The sequence below is a fragment of the Plantactinospora mayteni genome, from assembly GCF_016862935.1.
Lineage (GTDB): Bacteria > Actinomycetota > Actinomycetes > Mycobacteriales > Micromonosporaceae > Plantactinospora > Plantactinospora mayteni.
This window is the reverse complement of the sequence record NZ_BONX01000089.1, coordinates 1-12,590: the sequence shown is the minus strand read 5'-3', so window position 1 is coordinate 12,590 and position 12,590 is coordinate 1. Positions and strand designations below refer to the sequence as shown.

The following is a 12,590-nucleotide window of genomic DNA, read 5'->3' as shown; positions in this document are numbered from 1 at the left end:
TACGAGCAGCCTGACGACCAGAATGAGGTGTACCAAGGATCTTGGACATGTCCTCCAGCTTGAGAGGATGGGTACATGCCCGAGCATCGTCGTCGGTTCAGTCCGCAGTTCAAAGGCCGAGGCCGTTCAGATGGTTGTCGAGACCGGGAAACCGATCGCGGAGATCGCCCGTGATCTCGGCATCCACGACGGGACGTTGGGGAACTGGGTCAATACCTGGCGGCGGGAACACCCGGAACTGGAGCAGTCGGTGAGCCCGGTGGAACGGGCCCGCGTGAAGGAGATGGAAGACGAGATCCGCCGGCTGCGGATGGAGAACGAGTTCCTGAAAAAAGCCGCCGAGGGCGTACAAGCGCACCACCGTGCCCGGGGAGCAGTCGGTATCCACACCAGATCTGATCGAGCGTGAGTTCACTGCCGGGCAGCCTGGCAACCGCCTCGTCGGTGACGTCACCTACCTGCGCACCGACGAGGGCTGGCTGTATCTGGCGACCGTGATCGACCTGGCCACCCGCATGGTCGTCGGCTGGCAGACCGCCGCGAACATGCGTACCAGCCTCATCATCGACGCTCTGACGATGGCGAAAAGACATGGCCACATACGCCGCGGCAGCAAGATCCCCAACCCTGGGCACCCAACCACGCCTGACAGCAGGAACCGTGGAGAGCCCGCTGCCGGGAGACCGGCACGGCCGGTTCGGCGAGTGGCCTGGGAAACGAACCGGGAGCAATCCCGACACCGCGCCCCAGGCCGACTCAACCACGGCGCACCGACGATCGCCGGGAGATCCGGTCCGGGATGCGGAACCAGCGCTGCTGGGGTTCGTGGTGGCCCGTCGGCCTTGGCGTCGGCGCGTTCGGGCATGCCTGAGCGCTGGTGGTCCTTCCTGAGGAGTCCGCTGCGAGCGGTCGTCGGCGGTCTACGACCTTACGAGTTGCTCACCGCGGCCGGTCGGTTCTGACCGTGGAATCGGTCCGGGCGGTGGCTTTCAGTGCGTACTCAGCCTTCCTGGATAACCCTGGTAGGTGACACCGTGATCCCGGCTCAAGCCGAGGCTGGCACGGCGTCGCATAGTTGCGTCGGCGGTGAGGAGCTCTGGGTGCGGGTTTTGGTGGTCGAGGACGAGACGGGTCTGGCGGAGATCGTTCGCAGCGGCTTGGTCGAGGAGGGGTTCGCCGTCGACGTGGCGCACACCGGCATCGACGGTCTCTGGACGGCCACCGAGTACCCCTACGACGTGATCGTGCTGGACATCATGCTGCCGGGCCTGAGCGGGTACGAGGTGTGCCGGCAACTGCGGCAGCGGGATGTCTGGACTCCTGTGCTGATGCTCACCGCGAAGGACGGGGAGTACGACCAGGCTGACGCCCTCGATCTCGGCGCGGACGACTACCTGATCAAGCCGTTCTCGTTCGTGGTGCTCGTCGCCAGGCTGCGGGCGCTGGTCCGCCGGGGCGCCCCCACGCGTCCGACGGTCCTGGTCGCCGGAGACTTGGCGGTTGATCCCGCGCGGCGCCGGGTCAGCCGCGGTGAGATCGTGGTGAGGGTGACTGCGAGAGAATTCGCCTTGCTGGAGTTCCTGATGCGTAACCGCGGCGACGTGGTGTCGAAGCGGGCGATCATCGACAACGTCTGGGACGCACACTTCGACGGCGACCCGAACATCGTCGAGGTGTACATCGGCTACCTGCGTAGGAAGATCGACGAGCCGTTCGGCCGCGCCGCGATCCAGACTGAGCGGGGCATGGGGTACCGGCTGGCGGCCGACGGTGGCTGACGCCCGATGGCGTGCGCGGTTCGGGTCCGGCGTCGGTTGGGTCCGGCAGCGGATGGGCGTACGGCTGCGACTGGCGATCGCCGCCGCCCTCGTGATCGCCGTCGCGCTCGGCGTGAGCGCTGCGATCTTCGTCTTCGTCGCCCGCATGATCCTGATCGGCAACATCGACACCGCCGCCCGCCAGCGCGCCGACGAGATCGCCTTGGCCGTAGCCGTCGGCGACCATCCGCAGGTCACGCGGATGCTCGGCCCGGACACCGGCGTGCAGATCGTTGCGCAGGTCCTGGATCCGTCCGGGGAGGTCGAAGCGGCGTCCCCGGCGCTGGTCGGGCAACCGCCGCTCTCTGCGCTGCGTCCGTTCGCCGGGGGGAGCCTTCGCGAGCAGCGAGAGGTCGAAGCGGCTGACGAGGAGCCGGTGCGGATCGTCGCCGTGGGTGTCGCCACCGCCGAGGGAACCCGCACGGTGCTCGTCGGGGAGTCCCTACGCGCGGTCGACGAGAGCGTGGAGGTGATCGGCGCCATCCTGGCCGTCGGGATGCCGATTCTGCTGGTGGTCGTCGGTGTGGCGACGTTCTGGTTCGTCGGCCGGTCCCTACGGCCGGTGGAGGCCATCCGCCGCCGAGTGGCCGGCATCACCGCCCGACACTTGGATGCCCGCGTGCCCGTCCCGCATACCCGCGACGAGGTGGCGGCCCTTGCCGACACGATGAACGCGATGCTCGACCGGCTGGAGACCGCCACGCGTAGCCAGCGGCGTTTCGTCGCCGACGCCAGCCACGAACTGCGCAGCCCGCTCGCCACCATCCACGCCGGCCTGGAACGGCTCGGCCTGACCGACCTGCCCGACCCAGCCGACCACTACGTGACACTCATGCGGGCCGAGACGCAACGCCTCGGCCGCCTGATATCCGACCTGCTACTGCTGGCCCGCATCGATGAGCACGGCCCGGCTCCGGCACACGCAGACGTCGACCTCGACGATCTCGCCTACACCGAACGCAACCGTCTCGCCGTCCAGCATCCACACCTGAAGGTGGGTATCCGCATCACCCCGGCACGGGTCGCCGGCGACGCGGACGATCTGACCCGGGCACTGCGCAACCTTACCGACAACGCCGCCCGCTACGCCCGCACAGAGGTGACCTTGCGGGTCGGGATCGACGGCCGTGACGGCTACCTCGACGTCGGCGATGATGGCCCCGGTGTGCCCGCTTCCGACCGCGACCGCATCTTCGAGCGCTTCGTCCGGCTCGACCCCAGCAGGTCCCGCACCGACGGTGGCAGCGGACTCGGTCTGGCGATCACCCGGGAGATCATCACCGCACACGGCGGCACCGTCACCGCGCTGCCCCCCGAAACCGACGCGGATGGCCTCACGGTACGCATCCGGCTTCCGCTGGCCGTAGACCGCGACCGACGCAACCCGTCGCCCTGCCCCTGACCCATTCCCAGAGAGGGCCGGCGCAGACACGTCGCTCTTCAGGGTCGCCTCAGGCGCAACGGGGAAAGGTGTGCCAGGCGCACGTCGAACCTTCGCGATCGCGAGCGGTCGAACCAACCGCCAGGAGAGCCGACACCACGGGGGCGAACCGGCATGAACTTCCACCTGTTCCAGATCATCAACGGCGCGGCCGGCGCCCATGATCCGGTCGATGATCTACTCGAGTGGGCGGCGATCTGGCTGATCTTCGTGATGGCGGCGCTCACGCTGGTACCCGGTCGCACGGTGCTCCGCGTCGGTGGGTGGACCGTCCTGGCGCGGGTCGGACTCGCGCTTCTCCTCGCCGTCGGCATCGGCCAAGCGGTCGGGCACCTCAACCACGAACCGCGACCGTTCCAGGCCCACGAGGTGCATCAGCTCATCCCGCACGCCAACGACGTCTCCATGCCCAGCGACCACGCTACCGCCGCATTCGCGTTGGCGTTCGCGGTCACCATGTTCCTCTCCCGTCGCTGGGGGGCGGTATTGACATTCCTGGCACTCGCCGTCGGGTTCGCCCGCGTCTGGACTGGTGTGCACTATCCAGGCGACATCCTTGCCGGCGCCCTGATCGGCGCCGCGGCCGTGGCGATCGTGCTCGTCGGTGAACGGCTCCTGTCCCGCCGGTCCGCGCCCGCCAAGGCGACACCGACGTCCGGCATCAACCGGTAAACGGTGCGAGCAGGCCGTGGTGGGCTTGCCGCACTACGGCCGATCCACTCCTTGACTGACACGCCAACTCCAACTCCGGACTCTTCGGAAGGCGACCTGTGGTGACCCACATTCCGCTGGCCCTCGGCCCTGGCTTTCTGGCGCCCGAAGGGCTGATCTCCACGTTTGGACTGCTCGGCATCCTCGCCGTCGTCTTCGCCGAATCCGGGCTGTTGATCGGCTTCTTCCTGCCCGGAGACTCGCTTCTGTTCACGACGGGGCTCCTGACCGCCGACGGGAGATTCCTCCACACCCCGCTGTGGCTGGTCTGCCTCCTGATCTCGCTTGCCGCCATCGCGGGTGACCAGGTCGGATACCTGTTCGGCCAGCGGGTCGGCCCGAGACTGTTCCGCCGACCCGACGCGCGGCTGTTCAAACAGAGCCATCTGACCAAGGCACGCACCTTCTTCGACACATACGGTGCCCGCTCCATCGTGCTCGCCCGCTTCGTCCCCGCGGTACGAACCTTCACCCCGATCGTCGCCGGCGCCAGCGGCATGCACTACCGGGCATTCCTGATGTACAACGTGGGCGGCGGCATCCTGTGGGGCAGCGGAGTCACTGTCCTCGGTTCCCTGCTCGGGCGGGTCGCCTTCGTCCGCGACCACATCGAACTCATCCTCATCGCGATCGTCGCCGTGTCGGTGCTACCGATCGTGATCGAGCTGCTCCGCGCCCGACGCCGCACCGCCCAGACCCGCCCCCACTCGTGACCGCCTCTCATCGGTGTAGCACTCCGCGCGCGCAAGACTTGGACGAGCGTGTCCCCCGGCTCCGACGACGAGTGGACGTTGCTGTCCTACGCAGTGGCGGCGAGTTGGTCGTCAGCCGGATCTGCAAGGGGGCACAGCGTGACGCGACGCTACTGCAGGACTTCCGTCTCGCGGGTGTCCGCCCGGGGGAGCAGATGACCGTCACCTGGGTCGACGGCGAGGTCCTGTTGATCCGGAGCGGACCGACGGTCTGCCTGAGCCGCGGCGTGCCGGCCTTGGTCTTCGGGCTGGCGCTGCGGCCTGCCCACTCCGCCGGCATTGGCGGACATTGATGACCGCGGGGTGCGGGAACCGCTGCGCCGGAACGTCCACCACCGGTAGAGCACGTAGTTGAAGACCAGGTTGGTGCCCCCGGCGATGATCCGGGCCGCGACCAGCGGCACCCCGATGGCTTGCAGCGCGAGCACCGCGGTGAGGGTCAGCAGGTAGTCGCCCAGCACCTGCGGCACGAACCGGGCCAGCTGCGGCCCGACGGGACGGTCGTTGGCGCGGAACGCGAAGCGCCGGTTGAGGGCGAAGTTGAGTGCGTAGGTGGCCCAGAACGCGAGCGTGACCGCCGTTGGGCTCGGCAGTGGCGTGTAGCGGTTCAGTAGGGCCAACGTCGTCAGGTCGAAGGTGAACCCGGCGGCCGCCAGCGCGGCGAACCGGGGAAACCGATGGTCCCAGACCACGGCGAGGAGGCGCCGGTGATGATCCACGGGCAGCATCGTAGGCGGCCGATCCTGAACATGACCTGAACCCAGCTCAGTCGGGATGATCGCCAGGTCTTTCAGCTCCCGTTCAGCCTCGCCCGGCGAGGATGGCCGGTTGTGCGGGTGTTGGTGGTGGAGGACGAGCCCCGGCTGGCCGAAGGGCTACGGGTCGGGCTGGTCGCGGACGGGTTCGCGGTGGACGTCGCGACGACCGGGACCGACGGGTTGTGGCTGGCCCGCGAGGAGCCGTACGACGCCATCGTGCTCGACCTGATGCTGCCGGGCATGAACGGCTACCAGGTATGCCGCGCCCTGCGCGAGGAGCGGATCTGGACCCCGATTCTCATCCTCACCGCCAAGGACGGCGAGTGGGACGAGGTGGAAGGGCTCGACACCGGCGCCGACGACTATCTGACCAAGCCGTTCTCGCACGCGGTGCTCGTCGCTCGGCTGCGCGCGTTGCTACGCCGCGGCGCGCGGGAACGGCCGGCGGTGCTGTCGGCGGGAGATGTGCGTCTCGATCCGGCCTCCCGCAAGGCTTCTCGCGGTGGTGTTGAGCTCGACCTGACCAGCCGGGAGCTGGCGTTGCTGGAGTTTTTGTTGCGGCGTCGCGGTGAGGTGGTCAGTAAGCGGGAGATTCTTGCGCACGTGTGGGACTTCGGCTTCGACGGAAGCCCGAACATCGTCGAGGTCTACGTGCGGCGGCTGCGGGACAAGCTGGACCGGCCGTTCGCGCGCTCGGCGATCGAGACGCTCCGCGGCTCGGGCTACCGGCTGGCCACCGATGGCGGCTGACCGGGCGCGCCGCGCCGCTGGGGTGCTCCGGGGGTCGGTCCGGGTGAGGACGACCGCCGTCGCCGTCGCAGTGGTCGGTGTGAGCCTGCTGGTCGGCGCGGTCGCCCTGGTGGCCAGCCTGGACCAGTTACTCAAGCGGGAGTTGCGGGTGACGATGACGGTGCGGGCCGCCGAGACCGCGCACGCGATCAGGGCCGGTGCGGACCCGGTCGCCTCGGTGGTCGGCGACGACGACCTGGTGGTCCAGGTTCTCGGCGGCACCGGTGAGGTGCTCGCGGCCAGCTCCAACGTGGCCGGCCAGCCGGCGCTGGCCCGCATCGCGCCGGGAACGTCCCAGCAGAGGCCGGTACCGTTCGACGACGACGAGTTCCTAATCGTGGCGGCCGCCGCCGACGACGGCCGGGTCGTGCTGGTGGGACACAGCATCGACGGAGTGACCGGTTCGACGCGGGTCCTGACCGCCCTGCTGGCGGTCGGCCTACCCGCGCTGCTCGTGGTCGTCGGTGTCACGGCCTGGCGGGCGATCGGCCGCGCGTTGGCGCCGGTCGACACGATCCGGGCCGAGGTCGACGAGATCACCGGGACACGGCTTGACCGCCGGGTGCGCCGCCCACCATCGCAGGACGAGATCGGCCGCTTGGCCGACACCATGAACCAGATGCTCAAGCGTCTGGAACGCGCCCGCGATCGGGAGCGGCGGTTCATCGCGGACGCCTCGCACGAGCTCCGCTCGCCGATCGCCGCTATCCGCCAGCAGGCCGAGGTCGCGCTCGCCCATCCCGAGGCGCTGCCGGACCGGGAGTTGGCTGGTGCGGTACACATCGAGGCACGCCGCATGCAGGCGCTGGTCGATGATCTCCTGCTGCTGGCCCAGGCGGACGAGGCGCGGCTGCCGTTCCGGCGCACCGCGATCGACCTGGACGATCTGGCGTTCGCGCAGGCGCGGCGGGTCCGCGCGGACAAGCCCGGGCTCGTGGTGGACGTGCAGGAGGTGTCGGCGGCGCGGGTCGAGGGGGACCCGCCGGCGCTGCAACGGGTGTTGCGCAACCTCGGCGACAACGCTGCCCGACACGCTCGTGCACGGGTGGCGTTCGGCGTCGCGGAAGTGGACGGCTGGGCGGTGTTGTGGGTGGAGGACGACGGTCCAGGTGTCCCGGCCGACGACCGGCTGCGGGTCTTCGACCGGTTCGTGCGTCTGGACGGCGGACGCGACCGCGCCGGCGGCGGCAGTGGGCTCGGCCTGGCCATCGTGGCGGAGGTCGTCGCCGCGCACCGCGGCACCGTGGTACTGGACGGCAGTCACCTGGGAGGCGCCCGGGTGACTGTGCGGCTGCCGTTCAGCGTAGTGTCAGCCGACACCGGCCATCCTGTCCCGCGATAGGAAACCCGCACGAACAGGAGGAGCTGGAGTGAAACGACGGACAGCATGGGTTGTCGGCGCGATCGCCGCCGGCGTCATCGCCTCGGGCACGGTCGGCGGTGTCGCGATCGCCGGTGGCGGCGAGGTCGACACCCCCATCACCGGCGAGGCACTCGCCAAGGCGGAGGCGGCCGCCCTCGCGCACGTCGGCGGCGGGAAGGTCACCGGTACCGAAGCCGGTGACGAGGACAGCTTCTACGAGGTCGAGGTGACCCGCCCGGACGGCAGCCAGGTCGACGTCCAGCTAGACGAGACCTTCACAGTCGTCGACCAGAAAGCCGACAACGACAGCGGCGAAAACGCCCACAACTGATCCCTGCGGAAGGCGCCCCCGGGCGACCAGTCACCGTGGGTGACGGTCGTCCGGGGCGTTGGGGAGTGTGGCGACGGCGTTTGTGCCACCGGTCGGACGGCTGGCGATGGTCAGCTGGCTGCCGGCGCCCGCGACCATTCGGGCCAGCAGCCGCAGGTGAAGAAGGCGAACTTGCGCGACGCGGACTTACGTGGTGCGGATATGAGCACCGCCAAGGGACTGACCAGCAAACAACTGTCTGTCGCACGCGTGGATGGCCTGACGCGTCTCCCGCCGGGAGTGGCCCGGCCGGCGCCGACTCGTTGAGGATTGCCCCGGCTGGGGCATCAGCCGCTCAGCAGTACCAGACGCCGTCCGGCCTTGGGGAGCCTGGTTACGAAGCGTGACGGCTCCAGCTGGGGCGGATCGCACGAACGGCGTCGTCGGGCGGTCCGACGCCCGCGATGATGTGCTGCTTAGGATCGGCGGCCGGTGGGCACTGCTTCATCTGACCTGGAGCGCGAGGTCCGAGGCTCCAACCATGGCCTACGTGCACCACATTCGATTCGGCCAGCGACGTCAGGTGGGCTACGGCACTCGACTGCCCCAGCCCACCCGAACTGCGGCATGATAGTACCGTCGAAATGCCAGAACAAAGGGCCAAGAGGATAAGGCTCTATAGGTTTCGTGCTGCTTTGGCATTTGGGGACTTCCGGGAGCGTCGGCCATGCGGACATCACATGGTCGGAACGAAATCCGCTCCCTCTGGCGTCTCCACGATGTCCCACCCGAAGGCGCCGAGCGTAATGTCGACACGTTTGCCGAACCGCCGGATCAGCCGAGTCATCCCGTTGTCGGGCAAGCGGTCCGCGATGGCGGCGAACTCATCCTTGGGCGACCTGCCGAGTTGCTGGGTGACGAACCACGGCAACGCCAAGCCCACCATCACGTCTCGGTCGTCGTCCGGTTTGACGCAGAGCCCAAGTCCCTCGGCCAGGAGCGACCGGCGCACCAGCCCAATCGAGTCCTCCCGGTACGCGAACGTGACCATCCTGGCCCCGTAGCAACGGAGGGCGGCCGCTGCGGCGTCACCCAGTGAATCCACGAAACCGTGGTCGACGACAAACGGCGCACGGTCGATGATCGCCTCCGCGAGCCGATCAGCCTTGCCCGGAATGCGCTCAAGATTCGGCCTCATTGGATCAGAGTGGCAGGCCGACGCAAGCGGATTCCCCGAGGTCATGCAAACCGGCTCGGATCGAGGATAGGCAGCACAACCGATCTGTACCAAACCCGACGGCTCATCCAAGGGCTTACTACGCACACTCTCTTCGGCAGTTCCGGACGTCGACCGGTACGGGCGGCCGGTCACGAAGCGTGGCAACCACCGGCTGCCGGTGTCGCGCACGGTCGGCGGCAGTTGAGAATGCTGCAGGCCGTGCATCACGATTGGCGTCCATGGGCACCGGTGATCCGTACACCACCATCGCTGAGCCGACGTTCGTGGCGCGATTCCTGCTCGACCCGGACACGGACACCGTGAGCGCGGTGGCCAACGTCGACGCGTTCGTCGACCTTCCCGATGGCTCCACGTGGGCGCTGACAATCTTTACCGTCGATGAGGTCGGCCGCTTGTTGGCGCGGTGGAGGGAGACAGGTGAGGTTGCGAGCGGCAGTTACTTCTGGGCGGTCGGCCAGTTGATCGTGCCGGAGCCGGGTGTTTCGGCGATGATCGCGGCGATCCGAGAACTGGTGTGCAACGGAGACATCACGAGTGCCGGCGTCCGATGCGAAGGCCAGGACCGAGGCACCTCGGCGATTACCGGGCAGTGAGCCCTTCAGCCGCCGCATCGAGCCCGATTTGCGGCAGATCGGTGCGTCCGGATGCCGTACGGTCATGTGCCCTGGCACACTCGGCCGTGTGTTGACCCATCATCACCCTCCGAAACGTCGGCACCGCCGCAATCGTGGTCGGACTGCTCATCGCCCTGTTCACCCTCGGCACGACCACCGACCGTCCATTCACGCTGGCCTGGCTGCTCGTCCTCCTCGGGACCGGCCTGCGGTTGGAGGCCGCGATCCGCGCCCCGAAACGCACGGCACGGTAGCCTCAGCCGCTGACCTTCCTGGCAGCAGCCCAGCTATCGCTGCGGTAGAGGGTGGAGGCTGGCGCAGTCCCATCGGTACGAGCGTGCTCCGACAGGTTGCCCGACAACGTACGGCGAGTCACGGACCAGCGGCGCCGTCGCGCGCCCGGTCTGTGGCTCCGGATCCGGATATCCGATCATGGCCGGATGGGGGCCAGCAATCGGCGGGCGGGCCGTTCCCGTTGGACAGTGTCCGTTCGGTGGTTACGGGCGTCAGGTCTCGTCGTCGCCGAGTTCGCGCAGGGTGCCGTCTGGCGTGATGCGGTAGCGGCGTGGTGGTTTCATGCTCTGGAGGACTTGTTCCATCCTGGCCGCGCGTTCCGCTTGTTCCCGGCCGGTCGCGTCGGCGACTCGGAAGCCGTGCAGGTGAATGTCGAACGGATCGATGTCGTCCGGGTCGGGACGGCCCTCGATGACGAACCCGAAAAGTGCGCGCAGGGCCTGCTCACCCAGGTCCAGCGGGTGGAAGGGAAGAGGGTACGGCCCTTCGGAGAACATCGGCTTGACGGGATGCTCGCCCGCCCAGTACGGCAGCTCGAAGTCGTACGGCTCGCCGATGTTCTCCCCGATGCCGGCGTCGGGAGAGAGGCTCAGCGAGCGGACGAGTTCGCCGTTCTCCCATACGGCGAAGCACAGCCAATCGGAGACCGAATGCATGCCGTGCACGATGATCCGCCGGCCCGCTCCGGCCTGAAGCAGCCGGGCCGGTAGCTGTGATGGGAGATCGCAGACGAGCCGCCGACGCAGAACAGTTCGGCGCCAGCCAGGACGGTTGCGTAGCTGGTGTCGTCCGGCGGATAGCTGTAGTCACCGAGCGAGCCGTCGCCGATCGGTGTCACCTCGTAGCCAGGATGCAGCTCGCGCACGAGATCGATGACCTCTGCCGGGTCCGACCGAACCGCTCCCCACAGAGCAGGGCGCAGATCGCCTTCGGTGAAAGCCAGCAGTGCGGTCTTCGCACCCATCGATCTTGCCTCCAGCGTCGATGATCAACGCAGCCTACGGCGCTCGTTCCCACCTCAGTAATGGGGGTGCTGCACGGGCCGGGCACGGCGCGACGCCGATCACAGCGGATCCGATCTTCTGCTACTGACCGGGCGCTGCGCGCCAGCCGTATGCTGCCACGCTCCGTGGCCGGTCCGCAGCTCGTTGTCGCGCGTGCTCTGCGGCAGTTGCGGATGCCTTGCATGGGTGATCACGTCCTCCTGCGGGTTTCCGCCAGGTACTTGATGTGGGCTGCCCGGCGCTTCAACAGGCGTCGTAGGTACGGTGCGATCAGTGTCCGGGTCGCCACCGCGCCCGACGGTCCGAAGGGCGCTGATGGTCATGCGGTCGGTCATCTGCGTTGCAGCGCCGTTGAGGTCTTCGAAGTGGTGCTCGTGGCGTAGGACGCGGAAGGGTCCGCGTGTTTGTTCGTCGATGAAGCGGTGCGGACGTTTATAGGTGGTGACTCGGGCTGGTCATGCGCCAGCGCACGCCGAGGTGGCGGGCGCGGAAGGTGACCTCGTCTCCGAGCGTGAGTTGGCGTCGACCGCTGCTGGTGGTGGCCGTCTCCTGGCTGCCGCGCATGGATGCGGCGTGAACGTCTACATCGAGTTCCAGGTCGAACACCACGCTCGGGGCGGCATGTGGTTCCCCCCCACCAGGCCCGAAGCCCGCGTTGAACGAGGTGGTCGGCGCAACCTCCCGGACGAGGATCGCCATCGTCGACCAGGCACGGCAAACACCATGACACCCACACCGGCCCACCGCTGATACGCACGCTCGACAGCGGTAACCCCACATCGATGTGGAGAAAGCCCACACGCTCAGCTCGGTACGGTGCAAATCCGCGCGTCGTACCTGCGGATTTCAAGGCTACCGAGCGCGACAGGCGTGCCAGCGCTGGCGCGCACTACCTGCGGCAGAATGAGTACGCCACTCGCTGTGGGTTGCCCTCGTTCTGGTGCCGTCTGGTAGGACTGCCAGGTGAGTGACTTCTACCATCTGTGCTTTGTCGTACAAGACATCAGTCGCGCCACGACCGACCTCACCCGGGTACTGGGTGTTGAGTGGAGCCCGGTGCGGGAGGGGCGACTGGCCGAGTGGGATTACCACATTGTCTTCTCGGCCGGAGGGCCGCCGTTCTTCGAAGTGATCCAAGGTCCTGCCGGAAGTCCCTGGGACGCTACGGCCGGCTCCCGCTTCGACCACATCGGCTACTGGTCGAGGGACATCCGGATCGACACCCAGATTTTGCAGAATCGAGGAGCGCCCGTGGAGTTCGACTCCTGTCCTTATGGGCGATCCTTCGCCTACCACCGCCTCGACAGCCTCGGCATCCGCATCGAGCTGGTGGATATCGCGGTCCAGGACAGCTTCCTGGACACTTGGCTGCCGGGCGGGTCGCCCATGCCTCCGTTGGACCTTGACGGCAACCGGACGTGAGTCCCCGACGCCCGGACATCGGCAAATCCGGACGTCGATTGCTATGGGAGACCGGTCACGGAGCGGACGTCGAGA

Annotated in this window: 14 protein-coding genes and 2 pseudogenes; 12 read left to right on the top strand and 4 right to left on the bottom strand. The window is 68.0% G+C overall.

Going from position 1 to position 12,590, the window contains the following annotated elements; genetic code table 11:
• The first annotated feature begins 22 nt into the window (after positions 1-22).
• From Pma05_RS41630 to Pma05_RS41605, 6 genes and pseudogenes are all read left to right on the top strand, one after another.
• Complete coding sequence (locus Pma05_RS41630; protein WP_307837046.1) at positions 23-409, top strand: transposase; 387 nt, start codon at positions 23-25, stop codon at positions 407-409.
• Positions 339-614, top strand: a pseudogene (locus Pma05_RS44390) (DDE-type integrase/transposase/recombinase); the annotation flags it as partial. The gene Pma05_RS41630 and the pseudogene Pma05_RS44390, both read left to right, overlap by 71 nt.
• A gap of 486 nt (positions 615-1,100) precedes the next feature.
• Positions 1,101-1,778, top strand: coding sequence for a response regulator transcription factor (locus tag Pma05_RS41620; RefSeq protein WP_203863055.1), 678 nt, complete (start codon positions 1,101-1,103; stop codon positions 1,776-1,778).
• Between the two features lie 52 nt (positions 1,779-1,830).
• The gene (locus Pma05_RS41615; RefSeq protein ID WP_203863050.1) at positions 1,831-3,219 is read left to right on the top strand and encodes a sensor histidine kinase; all 1,389 of its coding nucleotides are present in this window, start codon (positions 1,831-1,833) and stop codon (positions 3,217-3,219) included.
• A 153-nt stretch (positions 3,220-3,372) separates the two neighbouring features.
• On the top strand, positions 3,373-3,930 hold the full coding sequence (locus Pma05_RS41610) for a phosphatase PAP2 family protein (RefSeq protein ID WP_203863049.1): 558 nt from the start codon (positions 3,373-3,375) through the stop codon (positions 3,928-3,930).
• 110 nt (positions 3,931-4,040) lie between these two features.
• Positions 4,041-4,682 carry a DedA family protein gene (locus tag Pma05_RS41605; protein ID WP_203863054.1) on the top strand — a complete coding sequence of 214 codons (642 nt, stop codon included), beginning with the start codon at positions 4,041-4,043 and terminating at the stop codon, positions 4,680-4,682.
• Between the two features lie 149 nt (positions 4,683-4,831).
• On the opposite strand, the gene Pma05_RS41600 is transcribed toward Pma05_RS41605, so the two are convergent.
• Complete coding sequence (locus Pma05_RS41600; protein ID WP_203863048.1) at positions 4,832-5,440, bottom strand: GtrA family protein; 609 nt, start codon at positions 5,438-5,440, stop codon at positions 4,832-4,834.
• 111 nt (positions 5,441-5,551) lie between these two features.
• On the opposite strand from Pma05_RS41600, the gene Pma05_RS41595 reads away from it, so the two are divergent.
• The 3 genes from Pma05_RS41595 to Pma05_RS41585 are packed head-to-tail and all read left to right on the top strand — an operon-like array spanning position 5,552 to position 7,962.
• Positions 5,552-6,229 (top strand): response regulator transcription factor, encoded by a 678-nt coding sequence (locus Pma05_RS41595; RefSeq protein WP_203863047.1) that lies wholly within the window; start codon positions 5,552-5,554, stop codon positions 6,227-6,229.
• Positions 6,230-6,272: 43 nt separating this feature from the next.
• Positions 6,273-7,610, top strand: coding sequence for a sensor histidine kinase (locus Pma05_RS41590; protein WP_203863046.1), 1,338 nt, complete (start codon positions 6,273-6,275; stop codon positions 7,608-7,610).
• Between the two features lie 28 nt (positions 7,611-7,638).
• Positions 7,639-7,962, top strand: coding sequence for a PepSY domain-containing protein (locus tag Pma05_RS41585; RefSeq protein ID WP_203863045.1), 324 nt, complete (start codon positions 7,639-7,641; stop codon positions 7,960-7,962).
• Between the two features lie 715 nt (positions 7,963-8,677).
• Here the strand turns inward: Pma05_RS41585 and Pma05_RS41580 are convergent.
• Complete coding sequence (locus tag Pma05_RS41580; protein ID WP_203863044.1) at positions 8,678-9,388, bottom strand: hypothetical protein; 711 nt, start codon at positions 9,386-9,388, stop codon at positions 8,678-8,680.
• Between the two features lie 11 nt (positions 9,389-9,399).
• Here Pma05_RS41580 and Pma05_RS41575 point away from each other — a divergent pair, with 11 nt between their 5' ends.
• Both Pma05_RS41575 and Pma05_RS41570 read left to right on the top strand, forming a co-directional pair.
• Positions 9,400-9,774: a hypothetical protein gene (locus Pma05_RS41575; protein ID WP_203863043.1), complete on the top strand. Its 375-nt coding sequence runs from the start codon at positions 9,400-9,402 to the stop codon at positions 9,772-9,774.
• Between the two features lie 134 nt (positions 9,775-9,908).
• Entirely contained in the window at positions 9,909-10,049 is a 141-nt protein-coding gene (locus Pma05_RS41570; RefSeq protein WP_203863042.1) for a hypothetical protein, read from the top strand.
• Positions 10,050-10,301: 252 nt separating this feature from the next.
• Here Pma05_RS41570 and Pma05_RS44270 read toward each other — a convergent pair.
• Positions 10,302-11,053, bottom strand: a pseudogene (locus Pma05_RS44270) (DUF6928 family protein).
• Positions 11,054-11,525: 472 nt separating this feature from the next.
• On the bottom strand, positions 11,526-11,792 hold the full coding sequence (locus Pma05_RS41560; protein WP_203863041.1) for an SRPBCC family protein: 267 nt from the start codon (positions 11,790-11,792) through the stop codon (positions 11,526-11,528).
• 264 nt (positions 11,793-12,056) lie between these two features.
• On the opposite strand from Pma05_RS41560, the gene Pma05_RS41555 reads away from it, so the two are divergent.
• Positions 12,057-12,515: a VOC family protein gene (locus Pma05_RS41555; RefSeq protein WP_203863040.1), complete on the top strand. Its 459-nt coding sequence runs from the start codon at positions 12,057-12,059 to the stop codon at positions 12,513-12,515.
• Positions 12,516-12,590: the final 75 nt, after the last annotated feature.